Origin of the sequence: Virgibacillus senegalensis, from assembly GCF_000821245.2 — a bacterium.
Taxonomy (GTDB): domain Bacteria; phylum Bacillota; class Bacilli; order Bacillales; family Amphibacillaceae; genus Sediminibacillus; species Sediminibacillus senegalensis.
Window position 1 is genome coordinate 1083727 of sequence record NZ_LN611424.1, and the last position, 25729, is coordinate 1109455.

General features: G+C 44.4%; 27 protein-coding genes. 23 read left to right on the forward strand and 4 right to left on the reverse strand.

The features are described 5' to 3' along the window. The first annotated feature begins 196 nt into the window (after window positions 1–196). Window positions 197–1786 carry a peptide chain release factor 3 gene (locus tag BN1067_RS09350; RefSeq protein WP_053218597.1) on the forward strand — a complete coding sequence of 530 codons (1590 nt, stop codon included), beginning with the start codon at window positions 197–199 and terminating at the stop codon, window positions 1784–1786. Between the two features lie 284 nt (window positions 1787–2070). Next, window positions 2071–2445: a VOC family protein gene (locus BN1067_RS09355; RefSeq protein WP_053218598.1), complete on the forward strand. Its 375-nt coding sequence runs from the start codon at window positions 2071–2073 to the stop codon at window positions 2443–2445. 110 nt (window positions 2446–2555) lie between these two features. On the opposite strand, the gene BN1067_RS09360 is transcribed toward BN1067_RS09355, so the two are convergent. Next, a complete protein-coding gene (locus BN1067_RS09360) occupies window positions 2556–3314 on the reverse strand; it encodes a FixH family protein (RefSeq protein ID WP_234400684.1) in 759 nt (252 codons plus the stop codon). 307 nt (window positions 3315–3621) lie between these two features. Between BN1067_RS09360 and uvrB the strand changes: the two genes are divergently transcribed. The 20 genes from uvrB (at window position 3622) to BN1067_RS09450 (ending at window position 22477) form a co-directional block, all read left to right on the forward strand. After that, window positions 3622–5604 (forward strand): excinuclease ABC subunit UvrB, encoded by a 1983-nt coding sequence (gene uvrB / locus BN1067_RS09365; protein ID WP_053218625.1) that lies wholly within the window; start codon window positions 3622–3624, stop codon window positions 5602–5604. Between the two features lie 7 nt (window positions 5605–5611). Further along, on the forward strand, window positions 5612–8488 hold the full coding sequence (uvrA, locus tag BN1067_RS09370) for an excinuclease ABC subunit UvrA (protein ID WP_053218600.1): 2877 nt from the start codon (window positions 5612–5614) through the stop codon (window positions 8486–8488). Between the two features lie 221 nt (window positions 8489–8709). Further along, complete coding sequence (locus BN1067_RS19860) at window positions 8710–8877, forward strand: hypothetical protein (RefSeq protein WP_199868501.1); 168 nt, start codon at window positions 8710–8712, stop codon at window positions 8875–8877. A gap of 415 nt (window positions 8878–9292) precedes the next feature. Beyond that, a complete protein-coding gene (locus BN1067_RS09375; RefSeq protein ID WP_053218626.1) occupies window positions 9293–9646 on the forward strand; it encodes a YojF family protein in 354 nt (117 codons plus the stop codon). 18 nt (window positions 9647–9664) lie between these two features. After that, on the forward strand, window positions 9665–10333 hold the full coding sequence (gene bshB2 / locus BN1067_RS09380) for a bacillithiol biosynthesis deacetylase BshB2 (protein ID WP_053218627.1): 669 nt from the start codon (window positions 9665–9667) through the stop codon (window positions 10331–10333). Window positions 10334–10409: 76 nt separating this feature from the next. Further along, the gene (locus tag BN1067_RS09385) at window positions 10410–11531 is read left to right on the forward strand and encodes a DUF4097 family beta strand repeat-containing protein (protein ID WP_110943406.1); all 1122 of its coding nucleotides are present in this window, start codon (window positions 10410–10412) and stop codon (window positions 11529–11531) included. A gap of 12 nt (window positions 11532–11543) precedes the next feature. Next, window positions 11544–11741 (forward strand): PspC domain-containing protein, encoded by a 198-nt coding sequence (locus tag BN1067_RS09390; protein WP_053218602.1) that lies wholly within the window; start codon window positions 11544–11546, stop codon window positions 11739–11741. Beyond that, window positions 11741–12106, forward strand: a complete 366-nt coding sequence (locus BN1067_RS09395; protein WP_053218603.1) for a phage holin family protein — start codon at window positions 11741–11743, stop codon at window positions 12104–12106. Before BN1067_RS09390 ends, BN1067_RS09395 begins: the two co-directional genes overlap by 1 nt. 334 nt (window positions 12107–12440) lie before the next feature. Beyond that, window positions 12441–13382, forward strand: coding sequence for an HPr(Ser) kinase/phosphatase (gene hprK / locus BN1067_RS09400; RefSeq protein ID WP_053218604.1), 942 nt, complete (start codon window positions 12441–12443; stop codon window positions 13380–13382). A gap of 12 nt (window positions 13383–13394) precedes the next feature. Further along, a complete protein-coding gene (gene lgt, locus BN1067_RS09405) occupies window positions 13395–14222 on the forward strand; it encodes a prolipoprotein diacylglyceryl transferase (protein WP_053218605.1) in 828 nt (275 codons plus the stop codon). A gap of 20 nt (window positions 14223–14242) precedes the next feature. Then, a complete protein-coding gene (locus tag BN1067_RS09410) occupies window positions 14243–15202 on the forward strand; it encodes a nucleoside recognition domain-containing protein (RefSeq protein ID WP_053218606.1) in 960 nt (319 codons plus the stop codon). Then, complete coding sequence (gene ppaX / locus BN1067_RS09415) at window positions 15177–15815, forward strand: pyrophosphatase PpaX (RefSeq protein ID WP_053218607.1); 639 nt, start codon at window positions 15177–15179, stop codon at window positions 15813–15815. The genes BN1067_RS09410 and ppaX overlap by 26 nt, the downstream gene beginning before the upstream one ends. Window positions 15816–15820: 5 nt before the next feature. After that, complete coding sequence (locus tag BN1067_RS09420; RefSeq protein ID WP_053218608.1) at window positions 15821–16360, forward strand: acyltransferase; 540 nt, start codon at window positions 15821–15823, stop codon at window positions 16358–16360. 343 nt (window positions 16361–16703) lie between these two features. Next, the gene (locus BN1067_RS09425) at window positions 16704–17207 is read left to right on the forward strand and encodes a GNAT family N-acetyltransferase (protein WP_053218609.1); all 504 of its coding nucleotides are present in this window, start codon (window positions 16704–16706) and stop codon (window positions 17205–17207) included. Between the two features lie 261 nt (window positions 17208–17468). Further along, complete coding sequence (locus BN1067_RS20425) at window positions 17469–17603, forward strand: hypothetical protein (protein ID WP_267893604.1); 135 nt, start codon at window positions 17469–17471, stop codon at window positions 17601–17603. Between the two features lie 26 nt (window positions 17604–17629). Next, window positions 17630–17950 (forward strand): GyrI-like domain-containing protein, encoded by a 321-nt coding sequence (locus tag BN1067_RS09430; protein WP_053218610.1) that lies wholly within the window; start codon window positions 17630–17632, stop codon window positions 17948–17950. 53 nt (window positions 17951–18003) lie between these two features. Next, window positions 18004–18375, forward strand: coding sequence for a VOC family protein (locus tag BN1067_RS09435; RefSeq protein WP_053218611.1), 372 nt, complete (start codon window positions 18004–18006; stop codon window positions 18373–18375). Window positions 18376–18419: 44 nt separating this feature from the next. Continuing rightward, window positions 18420–18920: a GyrI-like domain-containing protein gene (locus tag BN1067_RS09440; RefSeq protein ID WP_053218612.1), complete on the forward strand. Its 501-nt coding sequence runs from the start codon at window positions 18420–18422 to the stop codon at window positions 18918–18920. 149 nt (window positions 18921–19069) lie between these two features. Further along, window positions 19070–20560: a glycerol kinase GlpK gene (glpK, locus tag BN1067_RS09445; protein WP_053218613.1), complete on the forward strand. Its 1491-nt coding sequence runs from the start codon at window positions 19070–19072 to the stop codon at window positions 20558–20560. Window positions 20561–20815: 255 nt separating this feature from the next. Then, window positions 20816–22477, forward strand: a complete 1662-nt coding sequence (locus BN1067_RS09450) for a glycerol-3-phosphate dehydrogenase/oxidase (RefSeq protein WP_053218614.1) — start codon at window positions 20816–20818, stop codon at window positions 22475–22477. A 46-nt stretch (window positions 22478–22523) separates the two neighbouring features. Here the strand turns inward: BN1067_RS09450 and BN1067_RS09455 are convergent, their stop codons facing one another. From BN1067_RS09455 to BN1067_RS09465, 3 genes are all read right to left on the reverse strand, one after another. Beyond that, on the reverse strand, window positions 22524–23270 hold the full coding sequence (locus BN1067_RS09455) for a C40 family peptidase (RefSeq protein ID WP_199868502.1): 747 nt from the start codon (window positions 23268–23270) through the stop codon (window positions 22524–22526). Between the two features lie 167 nt (window positions 23271–23437). Then, window positions 23438–23674 (reverse strand): hypothetical protein, encoded by a 237-nt coding sequence (locus BN1067_RS09460; RefSeq protein WP_053218615.1) that lies wholly within the window; start codon window positions 23672–23674, stop codon window positions 23438–23440. Between the two features lie 136 nt (window positions 23675–23810). Next, entirely contained in the window at window positions 23811–24719 is a 909-nt protein-coding gene (locus BN1067_RS09465) for a ketopantoate reductase family protein (RefSeq protein WP_053218616.1), read from the reverse strand. Window positions 24720–24864: 145 nt separating this feature from the next. On the opposite strand from BN1067_RS09465, the gene BN1067_RS09470 reads away from it, so the two are divergent. Beyond that, window positions 24865–25671: a hypothetical protein gene (locus BN1067_RS09470; protein WP_053218617.1), complete on the forward strand. Its 807-nt coding sequence runs from the start codon at window positions 24865–24867 to the stop codon at window positions 25669–25671. Window positions 25672–25729 lie beyond the last annotated feature (58 nt).

Here is a 25729-nt window from a genome sequence, read left to right on the forward strand (position 1 = left end):
ATAGTAAAGGTATTAAAACGTTGAACTCTCCCCGGAAGGAGAGTCTGCTTGAAGCACTGCTATATAGCCAAGCTTTTAGCGCACCTGTTCCTGACAAGTGCATGTTAAATAAAGGAGAATCATCCAATGTAAACATAAATCCCTTGTAGTACAGAAGCGTAATAACCATCAATCTATAAGGAAAGGGATTTTTTCTATGTCTATAAAAGAAGAAGTGAACAAACGAAAGACCTTTGCGATTATTTCCCACCCGGATGCCGGAAAAACGACTTTGACGGAGAAACTGCTATTATTCGGAAACCTGATTCGGTCGGCTGGTACAGTAAAAGGGAAGAAATCAGGAAAATTTGCAACATCCGACTGGATGGAAATCGAGAAGCAGCGTGGTATCTCGGTTACTTCCAGTGTCATGAATTTTCCATATAAAGGACATCAGGTGAATATTTTGGATACACCTGGTCACGAAGATTTCAGTGAAGATACGTACCGGACATTAACTGCTGTAGACAGTGTTGTCATGATCATTGATGCGACAAAGGGAATCGAGGCGCAGACGATCAAGCTGTTCAAGGTTTGCCGGATGCGCGGAATTCCGATCTTTACCTTTATCAATAAGCTGGATCGGGAAGGCCGTGAACCGCTTGAATTGATGGAGGAGATCGAGGAAGTACTCGATATCGAAACCTATCCGATGAACTGGCCGGTGGGAATGGGCAAACGATTCCTGGGGATATTCGACCGGCACGGAGAACAATTTGTCCGTTTTAACGGCAATGAAGAGGAAAGCTATATACCATATGCTGATCTCGATAAACCGGAATACGCAGACTTGGTGAATGATGCAACCTATAAAGAAACGGAAGACGAGCTGGCACTTCTCGATGAAGCGGGCGATCAATTTTCGCTTGACGCCGTTTTGCGCGGAGAACAGACGCCGATCTTTTTTGGCAGTGCGCTTGCTCCATTCGGCGTGCAGACCTTTTTTGATACGTTCATTTCGATGGCTCCTGCTCCGACAGCGAGGAAGTCGACGGAAGGATTGGTAAGCCCGGATAATCCGGACTTTTCCGGGTTTGTGTTCAAAATCCAAGCCAATATGAATCCAGCCCACCGGGACCGCGTTGCCTTCCTGCGCGTCTGTTCCGGGAAGTTCCAGCGGGGCATGAGTGTTAAACTGGCTCGAACGGATAAACCGATTAAACTATCTCAATCCCAGCAATTTGTCGCATCCTCGCGGGATACGATTGAAGAAGCGTATGCTGGAGATATTATCGGGATTTATGATCCGAACGCATACCGGATCGGTGATACGCTGATCGAAGGCAAAGAGTCGTTTGAATACGATGAACTGCCTCAGTTCCCGCCGGAATTGTTTAAAAAAGTATCTGCGAAAAACGTCATGAAGGCAAAGCAATTCAAAAAAGGCATCGAGCAGCTGGTTCAAGAAGGGGCCATCCAGTTGTTCCGTGGCAGCAATGACGAATCTTATATTATCGGGGCGGTCGGCGAGCTGCAATATGAAGTGTTTGAATACCGCATGAAAAACGAATATAACGTCGAGGTCATCCTGGAATCCATCGGGGAAAGAATACCACGCTGGCTTAAGGAAGAACAAGTCGACCGAACGATGTTTGATGAACGCAACCTGCTTGTCAAGGACCGTGAAGGGGAGTACCTCGCGTTATTCAAGAATGACTTCTCGCTGCGCTGGTTCCAGGATAAGCACCCTGATGTCGATCTTATTGATTTGTTTGAAGTGAACCAGTATAACCAAAGCTCTCAATAAAAACATATAGATAAACAGATAAGCATAAGTGGCTTGGATAATAGCCAAAGTGCCCAATCCCACAACCGAACGAGGCTTTGAACTCGTTCGGTTTTTGACTTTTAATAGAAGTTGCCAAACTACTTTCTCTTAAAATACCCCACTCCGCGGGAACAGCTCCAACTACCTGATATAGATAACTACTTTACCAGTAGGATATTCAGTCCACTTTTCAAAGCAAAACTCTATGGAATTTTATGTTAAAATTGTAGGCAAGCAAGAATTTATAGGAGGGGATAGTCAAGATGGCTGATTTTGAGATTAAAAGACTCCATACGATTGTGGTTCCTGTAAAGGACTTAGAAAGGTCTATCTCGTTTTACAAAGATGTGTTGAATTTAACGGAAGAATTTGTCGAGAACGGGATGGCTTCTTATTCCGTCGGTTCCGGAGAAAAGAAAATCACATTGCTGTTACACATCATCGATCAACCAGAACCAGTGGAAAAAGGGATTGTTATCGAGTTTGAGGTAGACGACGTGAATAAAACAGTCACTTCCATAAGAGAAGCAGGAGGGCAAATTATCCAGGAACCAGTTGAAAGGGAATGGGGAGTGAAGGAAGCTGTTATTGCCGATCCGGATGGTTATAACATTTGGATGGTAGAGCCGTTATCATAGACAGGCAGTTGTAAGAGAGATAGAAGTTCGCAATACAAAAGAGTAGCCTGATCATCCGAAGTGACCAGGCTACTCTTTGAAACTGGTTAACCATGTTATCCGCGACAAGCCTATTCCTCAACCTCTATGGCCGTCTCCTGATGCGAATGTAATTCCCCTTTTTTAACATGGATGTTGACAGCATGACTGCCGGGATGGGCAAACGTCACATTTCCGGTATAACTACCGCTATCTTCTTCATTTAAATCAATCCATTGCGGATTCTCGTTTTCATCAAAGGAAATTTCGAGTGTGACATTGGCTCCGGTCAATGGCTCGTCTTCCTGATTGATGCTGACAGTCATTTTGCTATCCTCGTGAACCTTAATTGCTTCTGGGGAATCCAGTTGGACAGTCAAACCATCCGCATGGTGGTGATCACTGTCTTCATGACTATCTTGTCCATGCTCTCCTTCGTTCACTTTTGTGGTGTCCGAATCACCAATCACCAAGGACTTTTTCGGCATGATATGCATTTGACGGGCGGTGACGTGGGATTGAACCACATATGTTCCTTCGACTTCAAAACTTTTTTCTATTCCGTAAATCCCATCACCCTGGTATTCCGCTTCGATCAGTTCACTTTCCTCTTTTGTACCTTCCTGCCAAACTTCAAATTCTACTTCTTCGGCATCTTCCACATTTTCTCCGCCTTGGGTAACTTTAGCGGTCAAGCTGACGGAATCGCCACTTTCCGCTTGTTCCGGCACCTGCAATGCTACCTCAATCGGTTGCGGTTCGGTAGTTTCACCGTCAGATCCAGATCCCTGATTGTCGGATTGACCACAGGCGGTGAGGGTCAGAAAGCTTACAAAAAGTAACCATAACATTCGTTTCACGGTAGTAACTCATCCTTTCTTAGCTAAGTTCGCTATGTAAATGTTTCTATTTCAGATTATAGGCAATTGTATTATAGACTACAATGCTAATAGATGACTCCTTTGTGAACAATCATCGAATCAAACATTTTTCTATAAACCATGGAAAGAACGTGTTAAACTGTCTTCGTGCCGCTATCTGGCAAAAATTAAAAAGAAAACGGATCAAAAATCGAATGTTTGTTCGGTTTTGTGTTAATATAGTAATACCATGTGATAAAATAGTTCACGAATAGAAAGAACGGAGGTTGGTTTGATCGTGGAAAATAAATTCGACCTTGTTGCCCAGTATCAGCCACAGGGAGATCAGCCAAGAGCGATTGACGAACTGGTGGACGGTCTAAGAAAAGGGAAGAAGCACCAGACGCTTCTCGGTGCTACCGGTACAGGTAAAACGTTCACGATGTCGAATGTCATTAAAGAAATTAATCGCCCGACTTTGGTGATTGCCCACAATAAAACATTGGCAGGACAGCTGTACAGTGAATTTAAAGAGTTTTTTCCGGATAACGCAGTCGAATATTTTGTCAGCTACTATGATTATTATCAGCCGGAAGCATATGTTCCGTCGACGGATACATTTATCGAAAAAGATGCCAGCATCAACGACGAAATTGATAAGCTGCGGCATTCCGCTACATCTGCGTTGTTCGAGCGCAACGATGTCCTGATTGTCGCCAGTGTATCGTGTATTTATGGTTTGGGTTCTCCGGAAGAATACCGCAGCCAGGTACTATCGCTCCGAAGCGGTATGGAAAAAGACCGCGATCAACTGTTGCGTGATTTAGTTGATATCCAGTATGCCCGTAACGATATTGATTTCCAGCGCGGTACATTTCGCGTCCGCGGGGATTCCGTAGAAATCATCCCTGCTTCCAGAGAGGAGCATTGCCTCCGCATTGAGTTTTTCGGAGATGAAATCGACCGGATCCGAGAGGTAGATGCCTTGACGGGCGAAATAATCGGTGACCGTGAACATATTGCGATTTTCCCGGCCTCCCACTTCGTAACCCGTGAAGAAAACTTAAAACGCGCAATCAAAAATATTGAGCAAGAGCTACACGAACGGGTGAAGGAACTGAAAGATCAAAACAAGCTCCTGGAAGCGCAGCGAATCGAACAGCGGACCAATTATGACCTGGAAATGATGAATGAGATGGGCTTTTGTTCGGGAATCGAAAACTATTCCCGCCATTTGACGTTTCGGGAGCCGGGCTCTACACCATATACGTTGCTTGACTATTTTCCGGATGACTTTCTTATTGTTGTCGATGAGTCCCACGTCACCCTGCCTCAAATCCGTGGTATGTACAATGGTGACCAGGCGAGGAAACAGGTGTTGGTGGACCACGGATTCCGTTTGCCATCCGCGATGGACAACCGACCGCTGACATTCAGCGAGTTTGAAAAGAAAATCAATCAGATGGTCTATGTATCGGCAACTCCTGGACCTTACGAACTGGAGCATACACCAAAAATGACCGAGCAGATCATCCGTCCGACTGGCTTGTTGGATCCTGAAGTCGAAGTCCGTCCAATCGAAGGACAGATCGATGACTTGATTGGCGAAATCAACAAGCGGATCGAGCGGAATGAACGGGTATTGATTACAACGCTGACGAAAAAAATGTCCGAGGATTTAACCGATTATCTTAAGGAAATCGGCATCAAAGTAGCTTATTTGCATTCCGAAATTAAAACTTTGGAGAGAATCGAGATTATCCGGGACCTGCGGGTGGGTAAATATGATGTATTAGTAGGAATCAACTTGCTCCGGGAAGGACTCGATATTCCGGAGGTGTCGCTGGTGACGATTTTAGATGCAGACAAAGAAGGCTTCCTGCGTTCCGAACGTTCTCTGATTCAAACAATGGGAAGGGCTGCACGTAATGAAAACGGCCGTGTTATCATGTATGCCGATAAAATTACCGATTCGATGGAACGGGCGATAGACGAAACCAACCGTCGTCGTGCTAAACAACAGGCTTATAATGAAGAACACGGCATTACACCGAAAACGATCAAGAAAGGTGTCCGTGACGTAATTCGCGCTACAGTGGCAGCGGAAGAGACGGAAGAGTACAAGTCCGAACAGCCAAAACTATCGGAAATGACGAAAAAGGAACGGGAAAAAGTAATCGAAGATATGGAAAAAGAAATGAAACAGGCGGCAAGGGACCTGAACTTCGAAAGGGCCGCCGAGCTGCGTGACTTGGTTTTGGAACTAAAAGCGGAAGGATGACCTAGGTATGGCGAAAAAATCGATAACGATTAAAGGGGCCCGTGCCCATAATTTGAAAAACGTTGATGTAGATATACCAAAGGATCAGCTAGTCGTTTTGACTGGCTTATCCGGTTCCGGAAAATCCTCTCTGGCTTTCGATACAATTTATGCAGAAGGGCAGCGCCGTTATGTCGAATCACTATCGGCATATGCCCGCCAGTTTCTCGGCCAGATGGACAAACCGGATGTCGATGCGATTGAAGGGTTATCACCTGCTATCTCGATCGATCAGAAAACCACGAGTAAAAACCCGCGTTCCACAGTTGGTACCGTGACAGAGATTTATGATTATTTGCGGTTGTTGTATGCGAGGATCGGTCACCCAACTTGTCCGATTCACGGAATCGAAATTTCTTCGCAGACCGTGCAGCAAATGGTCGATCGAATCCTCGAATATCCGGAAAGAACCAAAATGCAAATCCTGGCCCCGGTCATTTCAGGCCGTAAAGGGGAACACGTGAAAGTGCTGGAGGATTTGAAGAAAGAAGGGTATATCCGGGTAAGAGTGGACGGAGATATGTATGAGATTACCGATGAAATAAATCTGGAAAAGAACAAAAAGCATTCGATCGAAGTAGTTGTCGACCGGATTGTCGTCAAAGAAGGTGTGTCCGGACGTTTGTCCGATTCATTGGAAACGGCTCTGGGCCTCGGCGATGGCAATGTTATTGTCGATATTATCGGAGAAGAAGAGTTGTTGTTCAGCGAACATCACGCATGCCCCATCTGTGGGTTCTCCATAGGGGAATTAGAACCGCGTTTGTTCTCTTTCAATAGTCCTTACGGGGCATGTGATCGTTGTGACGGCTTAGGTACCCAGTTGGAAGTCGATGTTGACCTCGTCATGCCTGACCGCAGTTTGACATTGAGAGAAGGGGCAATTGTTGCCTGGGAACCAACGAGTTCCCAATATTACCCCAAGCTTCTTGAAAGTGTCTGCAATCATTTTGGCATTGACATGGATGTACCAGTCGAGCAGCTTCCGAAGCGGCAGTTGGATAAAATCCTGCACGGAAGTGGCAAGGAAAAAATCCATTTCCGTTATGAAAATGATTTTGGCCGTATTAGGGAGAATGACATCTATTTTGAAGGTGTATTGAAAAATATTGCCCGCCGGTATCGGGAAACAACATCCGATTTCATCCGCGAGCAAATGGAAAAATACATGACGCAAAAGCCTTGTCCGAAGTGTGACGGCTACCGCCTTAAAGACGAAGCGATGGCTGTTTTGATCAATGGCCTTCATGTCGGGAAAGTGACAGAAATGTCGGTCACCGAAGCGTATCAATTTTTTGAAACAGTTCATTTGTCAGAAAAAGAAGAGCAGATTGCCCGGATGATTTTAAAGGAAATCGGGGACAGACTGACCTTCTTGAACAACGTCGGGCTCGATTATTTGACGTTGTCCCGTTCTGCCGGAACATTATCCGGTGGGGAAGCGCAGCGTATCCGGCTGGCAACGCAAATCGGTTCTGCCCTGACAGGTGTTTTATATGTATTGGATGAACCTTCTATTGGACTGCATCAACGAGACAATGACCGTTTGATCGGCACCTTGAAACGAATGCGGGATCTCGGAAACACGCTGATTGTGGTGGAACACGACGAAGACACGATGATTGCTGCTGACTGGTTGATCGATATTGGACCAGGAGCAGGAGAACATGGAGGACAAGTAGTATCAAGCGGCACGCCAAAACAGGTTATGAAGGATAAAAAATCATTGACCGGTCAATATTTATCCGGGAAAAAATTCATTCCGCTTCCCCAGGAACGAAGGAAGCCTGATGAACGAGCGATTGAAGTCATTGGTGCAGAGGAAAACAATTTGAAAAAAGTGGATGCTAAAATTCCGCTTGGCTTGTTTACCGCCGTCACTGGTGTGTCCGGCTCCGGAAAAAGTACGCTCATCAATGAAATTTTGCATAAGTCTCTCTCCATGCAGCTACATCGGGGCAAGCAAAAACCAGGGAAGCATAAACAGATTAAAGGTATTGAGCATTTGGATAAAGTAATAGATATCGACCAATCACCTATAGGTCGGACACCGCGTTCCAATCCGGCGACGTACACCGGTGTGTTCGATGATATTCGTGACGTTTTCGCCCAGACGAATGAAGCAAAAATACGCGGTTATAAAAAGGGACGGTTCAGCTTCAATGTCAAAGGGGGCCGTTGCGAGGCCTGTCGCGGCGATGGAATTATCAAAATCGAAATGCACTTTTTACCAGATGTTTATGTACCGTGTGAGGTATGCCATGGCAAGCGTTATAACCGCGAGACATTGGAAGTGAAGTACAAGGGGAAAAATATCGCTGATGTGCTAGATATGACCATTGAAGAGTCGCTTGATTTTTTCGCCAATATACCGAAAATCCAGCGTAAACTGCAGACCATTTTCGATGTCGGACTCGGGTATGTCCGGCTTGGACAGCCTGCCACTACCTTGTCAGGAGGGGAAGCGCAGCGTGTCAAGCTGGCCAGTGAACTCCACCGTCGATCAAACGGCAAGTCCTTATATATATTGGATGAGCCGACAACCGGTCTCCATGTAGATGACATCTCCCGTCTGCTGGAAGTATTGCAACGATTGGTCAACAACGGGGATACGGTGCTGATCATCGAGCATAACCTTGATGTCATAAAGGCCGCAGATAACATTATCGACCTTGGACCTGAAGGTGGTGACCGGGGCGGCCAAATCATAGCTTCCGGTACACCCGAAGAGGTAGCCGACGCACCACAGTCTTACACAGGGAAATACTTGAAGCCAATCTTGGAAAGAGACCGCCAACGAATGACTGATAAAGTAAAACAGCAGGAAAAGGTAGCTTCCAAATAAGGTTGAGTATTGATACAAAAACAAAGGCCGGACGATGATTCGTTATTCTTCGGAATCGATCTCGTTCGGTTTTTTTGCTGGTTTAAAAAAAGCACTGGCTCTATACTGAATGTGGTGGTGTCCCCTGTTGTGATGGGTGTACCTGCAAAAAAATACACTCATTCCCTCTCTCTTTGTTACCCTAAAGTTGCTGACACCAAAGGAAAAAGAGAGGGATATGAGTGCAACGTCATATTATGGAATTACTGGGGATTAAAGATAAACAAGTAGATGTATGGAATATAGAGGAAGAAGGAAGCGCCTTAAGAGTAGAGCTTTACACAGCGGGCTTTGCGAGGAGGCTCGGGCGTTCGTCCGCGGAAAGCGAGTTTATTTCCTCTGCGGTTTGAGCAAAATAGCTGTTTTTAGAATGAGCCTTTCGATAAAGAGAAGAAAAATCGCACCACCACATTTGACAGAGAACCAAAGCTCTTTTCCATGCTCTGTTGTAGTCACCTAATAGTTACAAAATGCGAACGATTTTTGGATGATATAGCCATGTCAGCGGAAAGTGAGGTATACAGCCGAAGCAGTCGGTTAGCTTCCTGTTTCGAATCGTTTCTCTCTTCCATTGCGTATCACCGGATGTTTACAAGGTTCATGTTTGCTCGGGAATATTGCTTGTTTTTCCTCGTGATACTGACGGTATTTGGAACTTCTTTTTAGTTGCCGAAACGGGGGGAAGGGCAGAATAAATGTTTTGACGCTCCCGTCGATTTTGGGTAAGGTGAAAATAGTAACCGGTGAAGGAAGGGAAAGTTGGAAATGGAACCAATTCAAATAAATGAAGTACAAAAACAATTGGATCGGCTGGCTAACAAGGATGTATATGTTCACTTGGAAACAACCAATGGTGCCTATGCCAGTCACTTTAATCAAAATGCTTATAATGTCGGTGCGTTCATTCGCAATGCAAAAGTAAATTACTTGCATGGGAAAATCGTCGGCGACAATGGTACATACCGTGTCGGTTTAAAGCTGGACATTGGCTGGGTTTATGCAGAAGGAGTCAGCCAATGGGAGCTTGATCACCTGGGAAGGCTGTTGATGGCCGGACATGACCGTGAAGGTCGACTGATGGTCGCCTTGGAAATCAGCGAAAAGCCGTTCAAAAACTAGTAGGGAGAGATGATTGATTTGGAGAAACATGTAGTTGTCATATATCCACATCCTGATGATGAAGCATTCGGAGCTGCCGGTACGATCAGTGAATTCAGGCGAAATGGAGTACCTGTAACCTATTTATGTGGAACGCTGGGTGAAATGGGTCGGAATATGGGAAACCCCACATTTGCCAATCGGGAAACCTTGCCTGAAATCCGTAAAAAAGAGTTAATCGATGCTTGTAAGGTAATGGATGTCGAGCTTCGGATGCTAGGATACAGGGACAAGACATTGGAATTCGAGTCACGGGACGAGATTGCGGACCACTTGAAAAAACTGTTAGAGGAAATCGAACCGAGCCTGGTGATCACCCATTTTCCGGGCCATGCCGTCCACCCCGACCATAATGCAATGGGAGCTGCAGCGATAGAAGCAGTCCGACAGATGGAACCAAAAAAGCGGCCAAAAGTATGGGCACAGGCAATCAGTCATGACCATGTGAAACTTTTCGGGGAGCCGGACGTAATTAATAATGTAAAACCTGTTTTCGATCAAAAAATGAAAACAATCATGGCTCATCGTTCTCAAGCACAAGGTGTATTGGGTAGTATGAACGGAGATACAGAAGCAGCTGCTAGTTTGGAAGAGGCTGCCAAGGAACGTCTGGGCAACGAAAGTTTTTATACATGGAATTTTGATTGATAATCGGGTTAACAGCCGCTGGACTAAACTTTACCTGAATGCGAGGTTTTACGTTTTAGTTGAGCGGTTTTTTAAGATGGTCAACTTAACAAGGCAGGTGGAGAACGTGAAGGAAGAACGCAAAAAAATATTGAAGATGATTGAAGATGGCCTGATTAGTTCACAAGAGGCCGAAGAACTGCTCGATTCTCTTGAAGAAGCAGAGCAAGCCGGGCAAAATTCGAATGCTGTGTCTACCAAGGTGGATTGGGAGCAAGGAGAGAAACAGAAGCAGTACAATACGAAAGAAGCCAAAAAAAGCACCATTTTTGGTTTTGTAGAGGAAGCTTTTAAAAAAATCAAGAATGTAGATTTAGACTTCAATTTCGGCACCAATTACGAGGTTTCGCATATATTCCATCATCACCATGCTGCTTTTCATGACATTGATATCGATGTCGCCAATGGGAATGTGACAATCCAGCCATGGAGTGAAACAGATGTCAGGGTCGAATGCAAAGCGAAAGTGTATCAAGTAGACAATCAAGAACAAGCGCGTGAAAAGTTCCATAAAGAAGCTGCTTTTCTATTGGAAGAGGAGCGTCTGCAATTTTATCTGCATAGCCAGCAAGTGAAAGTAGACGTAATCGTCAAAGTTCCAGAACAGGAATATCGAAAAGCAATCGTAAAATTGTTTAATGGCAGTTTTTTCGGTGAAAAATTAACCGTGGATCATTTTCAAGCAAAGTCGACCAACGGTTCCATTAATCTGATGGATGGGAATGGGAAGGTCATGGTGGCCGAAACAGCAAATGGTTCGATTAAAGTTAGAGACTGCCGCTGGGAAGTGGCGGATATGGAAACAATAAACGGAAAGATTAATGTAGATGGGGCGTTCGAAAAAATCGATGCTCAGCTAGTCAATGGCAGTATCGGCGTTCGGTGGAAAGAAGGCTTCCAGCCAAAATCAGGCTTCTTTAAATCGACCACTGGAAGTGTCCGTCTGATTTTGCCAGACCAAGTTCGTATCGACGGGAAAGCGGAAACGAAAATCGGAAACATCCATTGTGATTTGAATAATTATCATATAACAGAAGAAAAGAGAGAAGTAATCAACCGTTCCTTACATTTCGAAGTCAACCAGGAACTCGATGCTGAACCATTTAATGTAGAGGCAGAAACGAAAACAGGTTCTGTATGGATTTTACCAACCAAGTAGGAGGAATGTTTAATGAGTAGAAAATTATTCCGGTCACGAAATGACCGTAAGATTTCCGGTGTATTAGGTGGGTTGGCCGATTATTTCGATATGGATGCTACCCTGCTGCGCCTGCTGTTTGTGCTCATCTTTATATTCACCGGTTTCTTTCCACTAGGAATTCTCTATATTCTCTCTATCTTCATCATGCCTAAGGAGCCGCTTGTCTAGTGCTAAAGCGGTGGCTCCTTTCCATCCTGTTGAATGCAGTGGCCCTGATAGTAGTTGATCAGCTGTTTGCTAACTTTTTTCTCGAAGGCTTTGGTACAGCGCTTCTGGCCAGTTTAATTTTATCGATACTGAATGTCGTCATTAAACCATTGTTAATCCTTTTGACATTGCCGATTACGGTTATTACGCTGGGGTTGTTTTTGTTCATCATCAATGCGATCACCCTGATGATTACGCAAGGTTTTTTGGGAGGCTCTTTTGTCATCGACGGTTTCGGCGTTGCAGTCTTGGCAGCGATTATCTTGTCGTTGTTGAATTTGCTGCTCAACCGCTTAATCAGAGATACCATTGATTTGAACCGCTAAACACGATATTAAAAAAGCAGGCTGACGGAAATAATTTCACGGCAGCCTGTTTTTTTATGTTGGCTGTTCTTCTATAAAAGATCATTGAGAGTCTATGAGGGATGCTTCTTTATGGCGGAGACACGTGGGCGCTGTTTATTTTAACGGATGAGACGACAAAATAGATATAGGCTGTTCTGATAAAGTAGAAATCTAATGAAAGAAGGAGCGAAATACGGCATGCCACCGCTATAAGCATTCGTTTTCATCTTGATGTCAGATACTAATGCCTCCGAATAAAAAAAGTGCTACAATAGGATACAGTGATTAGCAAGGTACGATGGAGGGATACATAATGGCAAAGGTACGTACCCAGGATTTATTGAACCAGTTCAACTTAGAACTTGTAGCAGGCCACAATGGCGTGCACAGGGAGATTTTCATGAGTGACATTTCCCGGCCTGGTCTGGAAATGGCCGGTTATTTTAAATACTATCCGAAAAATCGGTTGCAGTTGCTTGGCAAAACGGAAATGTCTTTTTTTAACGAGCTGAGCACGGAAGAACAGCGCGACCGTGTAGAAAATCTTTGCACAGATATCACCCCGGGGATCGTCATAACAAGAGGGATGGACATCCCGGAAGTGCTGATTGAAGCGGCTGACAATTCTGGTGTGCCGCTGATGCGTTCTCCGCATAAAACGACCAGGGTGACCAGCAGGCTGACGAATTATTTGGAGACCAGGTTTGCCCCATTTACCGCCATTCATGGCGTTTTAGTCGACATTTATGGTATAGGCGTCCTAATAACCGGGCAGAGTGGTGTTGGTAAAAGTGAGACGGCGCTAGAGCTGGTAAAACGGGGACACCGGTTGGTCGCTGATGACAGCGTTGAAATCCGGCAGGAAGATTACGATAGTCTAATCGGCAATTCTCCGCCCTTGATCGAGCATTTATTGGAAATCCGCGGTTTGGGAATCATCAATGTTATGACTCTGTTCGGCGCTGGATCGGTCCGGTCGCATAAAAAGATTTCCATGATCATCCACCTCGAATTATGGGATCAGAAGAAACAATACGATCGGCTCGGATTGGAAGAAGAAACGATGAAAATAATGGATGTCGAAATACCGAAGGCAGTCATCCCTGTCCGTCCGGGAAGAAACTTGTCTGTCATTATTGAGGTGGCAGCGATGAATTTCCGCTTGAAAAGAATGGGTGTCAATGCTGCCGAAGAGTTTTCTGAACGGCTGACCAATATGATCCAACAGGAAAAAAGCGAGGATATACAGGAGTAGGAGGCGAACGAATTGACGTGTAGTGCACCCGCGTTAGACCGCGTATTATTTGAACTAGGACCACTGACTGTTTATTGGTATGGAGTTATTATTGCGGCCGGAGCTTTTCTTGGTCTTTGGCTGGCAACAAGGGAAACGGACCGGTTAGGCCTGAATAAAGATTTGTTCGTGGATCTGATTGTATTTGCGATTCCTGCTGCAATCATTTCTGCACGGATTTATTATGTTGCCTTCGAATGGGACCGCTATGCCGGCGGTCCCTGGTGGGATGTGTTTGCCATTTGGGAAGGCGGCATTGCAATACACGGGGCATTGATCGGTGCAATTTTAACAGCTGTAATTTTTGCCAGGGTACGGAACGTGTCATTTTGGCAGCTGGCAGATATTGCAGCCCCGAGTCTCATTCTCGGCCAGGCAATCGGACGCTGGGGGAACTTTATGAACCAGGAGGCTCACGGAGGTCCGGTCTCACAGACTGCTTATGATAACTTCATACAGTACCTTCCGGATTTTATCAACAATCAAATGTGTATCGGCGGGGTTCTGTATCATCCGACTTTTTTGTATGAGTCGGTCTGGAATTTGCTCGGTTTGATCTTGCTGTTGATATTGCGCCGTTTCAACCCGCGACGCGGCGAAGTGTTTTTAAGCTATGTTATTTGGTATTCCATCGGCCGTTACTTTATTGAAGGCATGCGGACGGACAGTTTGTATATCGTCGGACAGCTGCGGACGGCTCAGGTGATTTCCATCGTGCTCGTTCTCCTTAGCATTGTCTTGATCATCTACCGTCGTTATTCCGGAAAAGCAGACCGCTACTATAACGGAAAGAAAGTCTGAAGAAAATAGGGGGAAGGTACATGACTGGAATATTACAACGCGGCTTTAAGGCAGGATTGTCTTTGTCCTGGACATTGGGCAAGGTTATCTTTCCTGTCACCCTGATTGTCACTATTTTGCGCTTCACACCGATATTGGGATGGTTGATTGATTTGCTCAGCCCGATGATGAAGTGGATCGGGTTGTCCGGTGAGGCAGCAGTTCCCCTTGTTTTGGGAAATCTCTTGAATCTTTATGCCGGTATTGGGGCGATCGTTTCTTTTGATTTTTCAGTTAAGCAAGTGTTCATCATGGCGGTGATGATGTCGTTTTCCCATAACCTGTTAATTGAATCCACAGTCGCTTCCAAAGTAGGGGTTAGCTGGTGGATTGTCGTTGGTGTCCGGGTTTCGCTTGCATTGGTTTCCGCATTGCTGATCAATTTGTTTTGGAAGGGCGGCGGAGAGCTTGCCCAATATGGCTTGATTTCCAAAGCGGAGCAAGTTCCCGAAACATGGACTGGTATTTTTGCGCAAGGTCTGCAGACAGCTGCTATGGGCGTGTTACAACTGGCTTTGATTGTGATACCGCTGATGGTATTCATGCAATTCTTCCGTGAACTCGGCTGGATGGATAAACTATCCAATTGGTTTGCTCCTTTCACCAGACTTCTTGGCATGGAGAAAAACGCTTCCATGACACTGGTTGCTGGATTGACGCTAGGACTTGCATATGGAGCTGGATTAATGATTCAGGCGGTCAAAGAAGACGGCGTTTCAAAAAAAGATATGTATTTAGCCCTGATTTTTCTGGTATCCTGCCATGCAGTCGTCGAAGATACGCTTGTATTCGTACCTTTAGGCATTCCGGTATGGCCGTTATTGGCAATCCGACTGGTCACTGCAGTATTGCTGACAGCAGCAATCGCTTATTTTTGGAACAGGGCGGAATCGAGACAGAGAAAGGAGCCCGCACATGAACATTCGTACGATTCTCTTTGATTTGGATGGTACCTTAATTGATACAAATGAACTGATTATTGCTTCGTTCACCCATACATTGGGCAAATATGCGAAGAAGGAATTTGCCCGGGAGGAAATATTGGAGTTTATCGGCCCACCGTTAAAAGACAGCTTCATGAAAATAGATCCTGACCGGGTAGAGGATATGATTGCGACTTATCGCGAACATAATTTAAGCAATCACGACAGCTACGTAACGGCTTATCCTACCGTTGTCGAAACATTGACCGCTCTCCATGATGCAGGCTACCAGCTTGGAATTGTCACCACGAAAATCAAATCCACTGCCATGATGGGGTTGAAATTGACCGGAATCGACCATCTTTTTGAAACAGTCATCGGCCTGGAGGATGTCACCCATGCCAAACCACATCCGGAACCGATTTTAAAAGCTTTACAGCAGCTGGGAGCCAAGGCGTCTACATCTTTGATGGTAGGCGATAACTACCATGATATCGAGGCAGGTCATCATGCAGGGACCCATACCGCCGGAGTGGCCTGGACGATAAAAGGACGGGAATTTCTACAATCGTACAACCCGGATTACATGCTGGAACAAATGAGTGATTTGCGTGAAATACTGGGAGCGTGATCGTCATGCGTAAAACCGAGCGTTATCGGGTGAACACAGCCAACTCGCTTTGGCATATTTACAAAACGGTTCCGTTTCTCAAAGTCGTAAAAAACTTTGCTGTCATCCAGGTTGCCCGTTATACGCCGTTTTTGTCAGTGAAAAATTGGCTGTACCGAACATTCCTGAGAATGAAAGTCGGCGATCAGACGGCATTCGCTTTAATGGTAATGCTGGACATCATGTTTCCGGAAAAAATATCGGTCGGTAAAAATACAGTCATCGGCTATAATACGACGATATTGGCACATGAATACCTGATTCGCGAGTATCGTCTCGGAGAGGTCGTAATCGGTGAGAATGTTATGATTGGCGCAAACACGACGATTTTACCCGGAGTCACGATCGGAGACGGTGCGATTGTTTCAGCAGGAACACTTGTACATAAAGATGTGGAGGCAGGAACTTTCGTCGGGGGAAATCCGATGCGGGTTATTTATTCCAAAAAAGAATTGGAAAAACGGCAAGTAGAGGATACATTTTTTGGGGATGGGCATTACCAGTAGTTCTATTACAGACAATACCTTGTGATGAAAGTAGTAGGGCAATAGCATAATGGCCAAAGCAAAAACCGGACGAATTCGAAATGATAATCGAATTCGCCCGGTTTTTTGATTTTCCACTACAATTTCCTGATCCGACAGTCTCTCCTTCCAACAAAGACTAGGTACGCAGACTCCAACTGTGCCCGCGGAAGGTGAAGTACTTTGTCGGAGTGGAATAGTTGCCAATAGTACTTTTCATCCTTCTATGTTGTTTTTCTTTTGATTTCATTGAAAATACGTTTCAACAGGAAAACCATGTTATTTGTAGAATCCAATTGTAAAAGGAAATGGGAGAGTGGATAGTATGATTGAAGTGAAAAGGGGATTGCCGGAACACGTGGAGGGTATTGCCAGAGTTTGTATAGAGGGAAGATGGGGCGCAATCCGCCATATTAAAAGTCCGGAAAGTTTAAGAAGGAATGATCAAATATTTTACAATCAGGAACGTATCCGTCGAGAATTAGAGGAAACAGATGGATGGGATGGATATTTCGTTGCCCTTGATGAAGGAAATGTTGTCGGAGCTATTGGTGGAGGAATGACAGGAGAGTACACAAGTGAAGTCTTTGTTTTATATTTGGATCCCAATCGTCGTAGAGAAGGGATAGGTACCAAACTTTTAGACCATTTAACAACTATTCAGCGCACCAAGGGAGCTAAGGAACAATGGGTATCCGTTTTAAAAGGAAACGATAAAGGGATTCCTTTCTATGAAGCAAGAGGCTTTCAGTTTGTTCGTGAAAAAAAGGCATATGGAAATGCCGAAGGAGAAAATTATATTTCACTGAGGTATAAACGGCAGATTTAAAAAGGCTGAACATAAACACCAGAATGGCAGCTGGGGTGCTCTTCTGTTTTCCCCACGAAACAAGCGATATCCATTAAACCGTAAATTAAATGTATTCATTTCATTTTCCTCAGAGGAGAAACGCCGTTGTTGTGGAAATAAAAAATAGGTTGAAGTCTACGAAGAAGGATTTATTAAGTGTGTAAAGCTAAATATGTTTTAAAAAGAAAGGATGGTGCTAATCAAAACCGGATAAGCGAACGGAAAGGAGGATGAAGTGTATTGAAAGAAACGAACGCCATCACTTTTAAGGGAGTAAGAGAATCAAACGAAAAGAAATTAGTCGGCTTTCGTGTGGTTTGCGAGGATATGGAAGGCTATAGTCAAGAGATTCCAAAAGAAAATCGATGTCGTTAGCTAGACGTAAACAGGAGATAAAGCAGTTGGTTAATCCGGTTAAATTAATCGGAGCGTTTAAGGCTGGTGAGACTTCAAAAGAAGATGACGGTTACTGGGTTTGTTACGAAGTACACCACTTTGAAGAGATACCCGATGGGATGTTTAATCAAGTCGTCCTTGAACAGAAGTATGCCGTTTTACACTTTAGAGGGCATGCTTCCGAAATTTTTCGAGTTTATCATCATTTGCACCAGTGGATTGAAGAGAATGGATATAAGAGAGTGCCAGATAAGTGGACATTGGAACTATATTCGAAATGGACAGAAAAGGAAGATCATGTGGATTTATGTAATCCGATTTTTTAGTTGCGGGAGAATATTCCGATGAGAAACAGTTTCTAATCGAGGAGGAAAATAGCATGGTGAAAAGTCCGATTAAAAGCAAAATCAACTTGGTGTTCATTCCGGTAAGCGATATTGAGAAAGCTAGAGAATGGTATGCCAAGATACTCGGAATTGAAGACGGAGAGTTTCATTTCGACCATTTATTCGAAGCAAAAATGAGTGATGGATCTGGCTTGATGCTGGATACCATGCCTGCCTGGAGAGACGAGAACGGGGAACTTCCAACTATTAACATTCCTGCAATCCAATTTGGTACTGATAATATTCAAGCATCCTATCAATTTATGAAAGACAATGGGGTGAACCTTGTCACGGACATTCAGTACGATCAGTTTTTTGTTATAAAAGATCCAGATGGCAATATGATGATGGTGTGCAAGGATTAAATGGGTCGCATTTCATTCATTATTTTTGAAGGTGGGAAAAGAAAATGAAATATGAAATTGTCACGTTACCCGAATATCGGGCAGTTGGATTAAAATGGCAAGGTACATTCGATGAAATTGTACCTGGGTTAAAAAAGGTGATTCAACAAATGGGAGAACGTGCGGGTGAGCTGGAAGAAAAGGTGAATCCTCTTGTACAATTAGGCCTCTCCTATCATGTGATTGAAAACGGCTTTATCCATTATGCAGTTTATGAGGTGAGTAAGGATCAGGAAATACCTGGTGGAATGGTGGAAATAAAGATACCCGAAATGACCTATGTGAAGACTTCCCATCACAAAGGTGAAGATGTTTCGGAGACTTATTCAGATTTACATCGATGGTTATTCCAAAGCGACTATAATGCACTAAGAGAAAATGATATGATATACTATGATCCTTATATGCCAATTAAACATGAGCATTACCCTGTTGATAGTGATCCTGAGGACCCTCATTTTGATATCTACATTCCGATTGTCAAAAATCATAACACAGGGCGTTGATTGTCAAAGATCAACGTCCTGTTTTGCGGTAAAACCTGTAGATCCTTTAAGCAGGACTCTCTCATTCTGGAAGAAAAGGGTTAGTAGGACTATGGAATGGGAAATAAAGCAAATAAACGCTTACAAACATAAAATGGGAGGAATAAGCTATGGAAAAATACATAATGGCACTAGATCAAGGAACGACTAGTTCAAGAGCCATCTTGTTTAATCATCAAGGCGAAATTGTGGAAACGGCCCAACGGGAGTTTCAACAATTTTTCCCACAGTCAGGTTGGGTGGAGCATGATGCCAATGAAATTTGGACATCGATTACATCCTGCATTGCGGAGGTTTTGCGTAAGTCGGATGTAGAACCGGAGAATATTGCTGCCATCGGCATTACCAACCAGCGGGAAACGACGGTTGTTTGGGATCGTCATACAAAAAAACCGATCTACAAAGCGATCGTCTGGCAGTCCAGGCAGACAGCACCGATTTGCAGGGAGCTTAAAGAGCAAGGGTACAACGATCTTTTCCGGGAAAAAACAGGGCTGTTGATTGATCCGTATTTTGCGGGAACAAAGGTTAAATGGATTCTCGATAATGTAGAAGGTGCCCGGGAAAAAGCGGATAATGGAGACTTGATGTTCGGCACCATCGATTCATGGCTGATTTACAAGCTTTCAGGCGGAAAAGCACATGTCACGGATTATTCCAATGCCTCCCGTACCTTGATGTTCAATATCCATGAGCTGAAATGGGACGAAGAGCTGCTTGACATTCTAGGTGTGCCGAAAAGCATGCTGCCTGAGGTGAAGGATTCATCAGAAGTGTATGCAGAGACGGTGGAATATCACTTTTTCGGCCACAATGTTCCTATCGCCGGAGCAGCTGGTGACCAGCATGCTGCTTTATTCGGACAGGCATGCTTCGATGACGGAACAGCTAAAAACACATATGGAACTGGCTGTTTTGTTTTGATGAACACAGGGGATAAAGCAGTTAAATCCGAGCACGGCTTGTTGACCACACTCGCTTGGGGATTAAATGGAAAGGTGGAGTATGCGCTAGAAGGAAGTATTTTTGTCGCAGGATCAGCCATTCAATGGCTGCGTGACGGATTAAAGATTATCGAATCGGCACCGCAAAGTGAAGCGTATGCAAAACGTGTAACCGATTCTTCCGGGGTTTACATGGTACCTGCTTTTGTCGGATTGGGAACTCCATATTGGGACAGCGATGCCCGCGGTGCAATGTTCGGCCTTACCCGCGGAACGGAAAGAGAACATATTGTCCGGGCGACGTTGGAAGCCTTGGCATACCAGACCAAAGATGTAGTGGACGCCATGGTGGAAGACGCCAACATGGATTTGAAGTCACTGCGTGTAGACGGTGGCGCTGTAAAAAATGATTTTCTGATGCAATTCCAAAGCGATATGCTCGGCGTTTCGGTTGAAAGGCCGGCTGTAACGGAAACAACCGCGTTGGGAGCAGCTTACTTGGCAGGCTTGGCAGTAGGCTTTTGGGAGGATAAAGAAGAACTGAAGCAACATTGGAAAATGGAGAAAAATTTTGAACCGGAAATGGATAAAAAGGAAAAAGACGAGCTTTACCGGGGATGGAAAAAAGCAATTGAAGCAACACAAGTATTCAAGTAAAATCCTTTGCAATGGATTCAGGTCGTGCTATAATGAAAGCAAGTTAATAAGAAACGGCCGGAGAAATGGAGAGACCGCACAATTCTATGGGGATACCTGTAGAACTTGTTGCGGTCTCTTTTTTTAATGCCCCCTCTGCTAAATAATCCGAAAACTTGTGGATTTCCAATTATGGTACATGAACCTGCCCTGTTTCGGGTAAAGAATAGATAAGATTATTTCTCTTAGCCGTGAAGAATAAAGGAGTGTCGGATAATGGCTAGATTTTCTAATTTGCACAGACAAGAAATTTTCGAGGAATTGACGAAAGAACCGCTTGACTTATTTATAATAGGTGGTGGAATTACTGGGGCCGGAATCGCCCTGGACGCAGTCACGAGAGGATTAAAAACAGGTTTGGTTGAAATGCAGGACTTCGCAGCCGGAACATCAAGCCGCTCAACGAAACTGGTGCACGGCGGTCTTCGTTATTTAAAACAATTTGAAGTGAAAATGGTTGCTGAAGTCGGGAAGGAACGGGCAATCGTTTATGAGAATGGTCCGCATGTCACGACACCGGAATGGATGATGCTTCCTTTCCATAAAGGAGGAACCTTTGGTCCGTTCACTTCGAATATCGGTTTACGGGTTTATGACTTTCTTGCCGGAGTTAAGAGAAGTGAAAGAAGAACCATGCTTTCGGCCAATGAAGCGATCGAACGGGAACCGCTTGTGAAAAAAGACGGCCTCCGCGGAGCCGGTTATTATGTTGAATACAAGACTGATGATGCCCGGCTGACCCTGGAAGTGATGAAAAAAGCGGCAGAGCAAGGTGCGTATGCCGTCAACTATACGAAGGTCACTGATTTTATTTACGACAAAAACGGCAAAGTGGCTGGTGCCGTCATCGAGGACTTGACCACAGGGGAACAACAGGAAGTATATGCGAAAAAAATCATCAACGCAGCAGGTCCTTGGGTGGATACGCTACGGGAAATTGACGGATCCAAAAAAGGGAAAACACTTCAACTTACAAAGGGAGTGCATCTTGTCTTTGACGGAGAAAGATTCCCGCTTACCCAGGCGATTTATTTTGATACACCGGATGGCCGGATGGTTTTTGCGATCCCGCGTGAAGGTAAAACATATGTGGGAACAACTGATACTGCCTATGAAGGCGATATTGCGCATCCAGTTATGACCGTGGAAGACCGCGATTACATCCTTGAATCAATCAACTATATGTTCCCGGATGTTGGCATCAAAGCAGAGGATGTAGAATCTAGCTGGGCTGGCTTGCGTCCATTGATCGGAGAAGAAGGCAAGGATCCGGGAGAGATTTCCCGTAAGGACGAAATTTTTGTATCAGATTCGGGGCTGATATCCATGGCCGGTGGTAAGCTGACTGGTTATCGGAAAATGGCTGTCAGTGCGGTTGATTTGGTCGTCAAGCAACTGAAAGAGGAAGAAGGGGTTCTTTACTCTTCATCAGAAACACGTAATATGCCGATTTCCGGTGGGGATGTCGGTGGATCAAAAGGTTTTGAGCGCTACAGACAACAAAAAATCACGGAAGGAACGGCACTTGGCTTAGGCGAAGAGGAAGCAGCTTCCTTAGTCGATACCTATGGTTCCAATGTGGAGAGAGTTTTCTCCATGTACACCGATTTACAAAATGAAGCTGCCGAAAATGGCATTGATCCGCTTGTGTTCGCTCAGCTTCGCTATGCTATCGATGAAGAATTGATTTATAAACCGGTCGACTTCTTTGTTCGCCGGACGGGTGCTCTGTTCTTCCATATCAATTGGGTTCGGGAGCATAAGGACAACGTGATTACGTATCTGGCCAAAATATTTAAGTGGACAGATGAGAAAAAGAATGATTATACGAACGAATTGGATCAGCTACTAAACGAAGCAGTAAATCCAGTGGCCTAGAGAAAAAACGAGCTGCCTGTAAAAAGGGCAGCTCGTTTTTCTGTTTTTAGCCGATAAATTCTTTCCATAGCTTTTTGACATGCTTTACTTTTCCGATTTGCCGGGTCAAGTAAATTTTTTTTGGCTTTAAAAAGCCGTCACGAAAATAATACTGTTTCTGCTTACGATCCATTAGCCGGAGTACTTCGGTGTCCCATTGCTGGAGCATATACTTTCGGAAAGGGAAATGTTGATATTGCTTTGGCTGATAAAATTTTTGAGAATATAAATCCGGATATTGATACAGTTCTCCTTGATATACTAAATCCAGTTCAGGATGATAGCGGAAATCATCCGGGGTGATCAAGGAGCTAGGCCTGTTAAACAGTCGATGTCCAGCCCTGTTCAATACTTCCGCCACGAATTGGGAACAAAAATAAGAAGCGGGTATTTCAATGGGATAATTAATCGGAATGCCTACAAGACCAGCATAATTATACAAGTAACGTTTCGGATTCTTTTCGAAGACAGCGATCAAACGCTCGAGTCTTCGGTATTCTCTTGCAGACAGTTTTAACCGGTATATAGCGCAGGTCGAGTCAGGATACCAGCTGAACGTTCCTTTGACAAAATCTTCTCTGACAAAACCACCCCAGAATGGATTGAGTGGCTCCCGCCGTGCAAAGCTGTAAATCCGGCTGAGATCTTTATCCAGCGCGAGAGAAGCGTGATTGTACGGTGCAGAAGTAACCGACTTTAACGCCCAGTTGATCAACGATCCTGTATTCGTCAGCACAATATAAACCGCTCGCATAATGCCACCCCATGTCAGAAATTTACTAACTGGTGTCAATATACTATGTTTTCCAATTCTTGTATAGCTAGTTTCCAAAGAAAGGGCGTATCATCAGAAAAAATACTTCTTGAGACGTAGTGCAACAATGTCGGATATTTCAAAAAGCTGCTGTATAGGAATATACCTTATGACTCGAATTGATCTCTGGCACTTGCAGCAATTAGCAATGCACCGATTATAAACGAAACAATACTCAAAGCGAGCAGTGCATAACCTGCATTGCCAATTTCATGAGAGGGTGGTGTGTTTGGCCAGAATTGGTTGCTGGCGGAAAGAATCGCCGAAGTTATATATTGAGCCGATAGAAATATCGCTCCTATTAGAATAAAAAGTATCCCGGAAAACATCTTGTAAGGATTCATGAAAAGTCCTCTCTTTCAACTAAAATAGATGGAGCGGATCGGCAGGATTCTATTGAGGGTAAAAGCCCGCAGTTCTGGTGGACTGCTTCTTCCTCCAAAAATACGTTGCCAATCCGCCCCTTAAGGAAGTTCATCTTCACGCAAACGGTTTGATCAATCCATAAACGGCGCGTATCGTCGGCAGTTCTATTTCCGATTCGGCCGCTAATCGTAAAGCGCCGCCGTGTAAATGCTCAACTTCCAGACTGATGCCTTTCCGTCTGTCCTGGTGCATGGAAGAAGTAGCAGTCTTGTCAAGCCCGTTTAATCGTTGAACTGCTTGATCGACATGCTCCTTGGTCAGGTTGATATTATGCTGGTTGGCCAGCAGCTTCATTTCTTGCAGCATGGCTTTGGCGATTTCGAAAGTTTCCGGGAAGTTTCTAATTGTTCCGATCGGAAGGTCTGCAGCTGTGGTGATCCCAGAGAAAGAGGTGATGAACATATATTTTTTCCACATATCGGTCTCGATATCATCACTCCACCTAGCATTAAAATTAGCCTTTTTGGAAGCAGCATCAATCTGCCGGCAAATGTCATCCTGATCCGGAGTCAAAGGACCGAAAACAAGATCGTGGAATTCACTTGTATGTACGACGCCGCCTTGTTCATCCAGAGTGGATATAATAAACGACAAACCGCCTAACACGTTGTTTTTTCCGAGTTTCTTCTGCAGAATTTGGATATGCTCGATTCCGTTAAGGACAGGAAGTACCTTTGCACCTTTATCTGTAAGTACTTGCAATTGCTCCAATGTGCCGTCAAGATGATAACCTTTTACCGCCAATAAGACGAGATCGGCTTCTTGAATTTTTGTTGCATCTTCCACTAGTTCCGGTTGTTCAATATAATAATCCCCTTGTCGACTTTGTATTTTCAGGCCATGTTTTTTCAGTTGACTTGCTCTTTTCGGTCGAACCAGGAAGGTGACATCCTCGCCTGCCTCCTTCCATCTCGCCCCGAAGTAAGCCCCTAAGGCACCTGCGCCAACAATTACGATTTTCATATGATCCCTCCTGATAAAATTGCTGCGTTTTCATCGTTCATTTTAGCACAATCCATGGTTTCAATCAGAAAAAACGCTTGATTTTTCTGACAATTGAAACCAAAACGAAACAGAATCGTACATTCCTTAAGGGAGGAGGAAAAGGATGACAAATGTATCAGACTTGTTAAGAGAAGATGGAAAACGCCAACTAATAACCGGCATTATTTTATTATTTTGCAGTTTATGTACGACCCTATTGTTTTTATTGTATGCCCGTCAATGGGAAACAGGCGTTTTAACTGTTGCCTGTGCCGTCGTAGGAGGTACCGTTTTTTCCAGAGGAATGCATGATAGGAAGCTGGGGAAGCAAACCAGCTTGATTATGCAAAAAGATAAAAGCATACCTGTAAGTAGAAAAGTAGATCGGGTAATGGCCATTGAAGGAACGCTTTCATCCCAAACATCGATTATGAGCCTGGATGATAAATTATTTTGTACATTAAAGGAAACAGGGTTTCCAAGCAGCTTGTTTTTTCATATTGTTCGGTTTTTTATGACCCCCGGCTCCTTTTTACCAAAAAACTTTCAGCTGCTTGATGATCAGGGTAATACCTTGTTTTATTTACAAAAACGGGGTGGAGTTTCTTGGCGTTCCTACGTATTTAATGAAAATGGCGATTGTGTCGGTTATATTTGCCCGGTAAAAGGGGAGAAAGGCTCTGTGCTGCAATTTATCGACGAGTCAGGCCAACGTTGGCGGGCAGTGAAAGATTATCGGGATTTTTTCTCGATTACAGATATAGAAGGGAAAACGCTACTGATAATGAAGCCTGGAGCCATTCCGCTCGAATACGCCGAACGTTTTTCTAAAAGTGATTCCGTGGTAGTGGAATGGAGTGAAACGGAAAATATCCACTATTCCTTGTTCCTGTTCCTTTTGGCTGTATTGAAAAGCAGGTCAACTGATTGAGGCCACTGAAAAACTGAAGGTCTTTGAAAAGTGGAATTTAAAAAAAGCGGTCTGTATG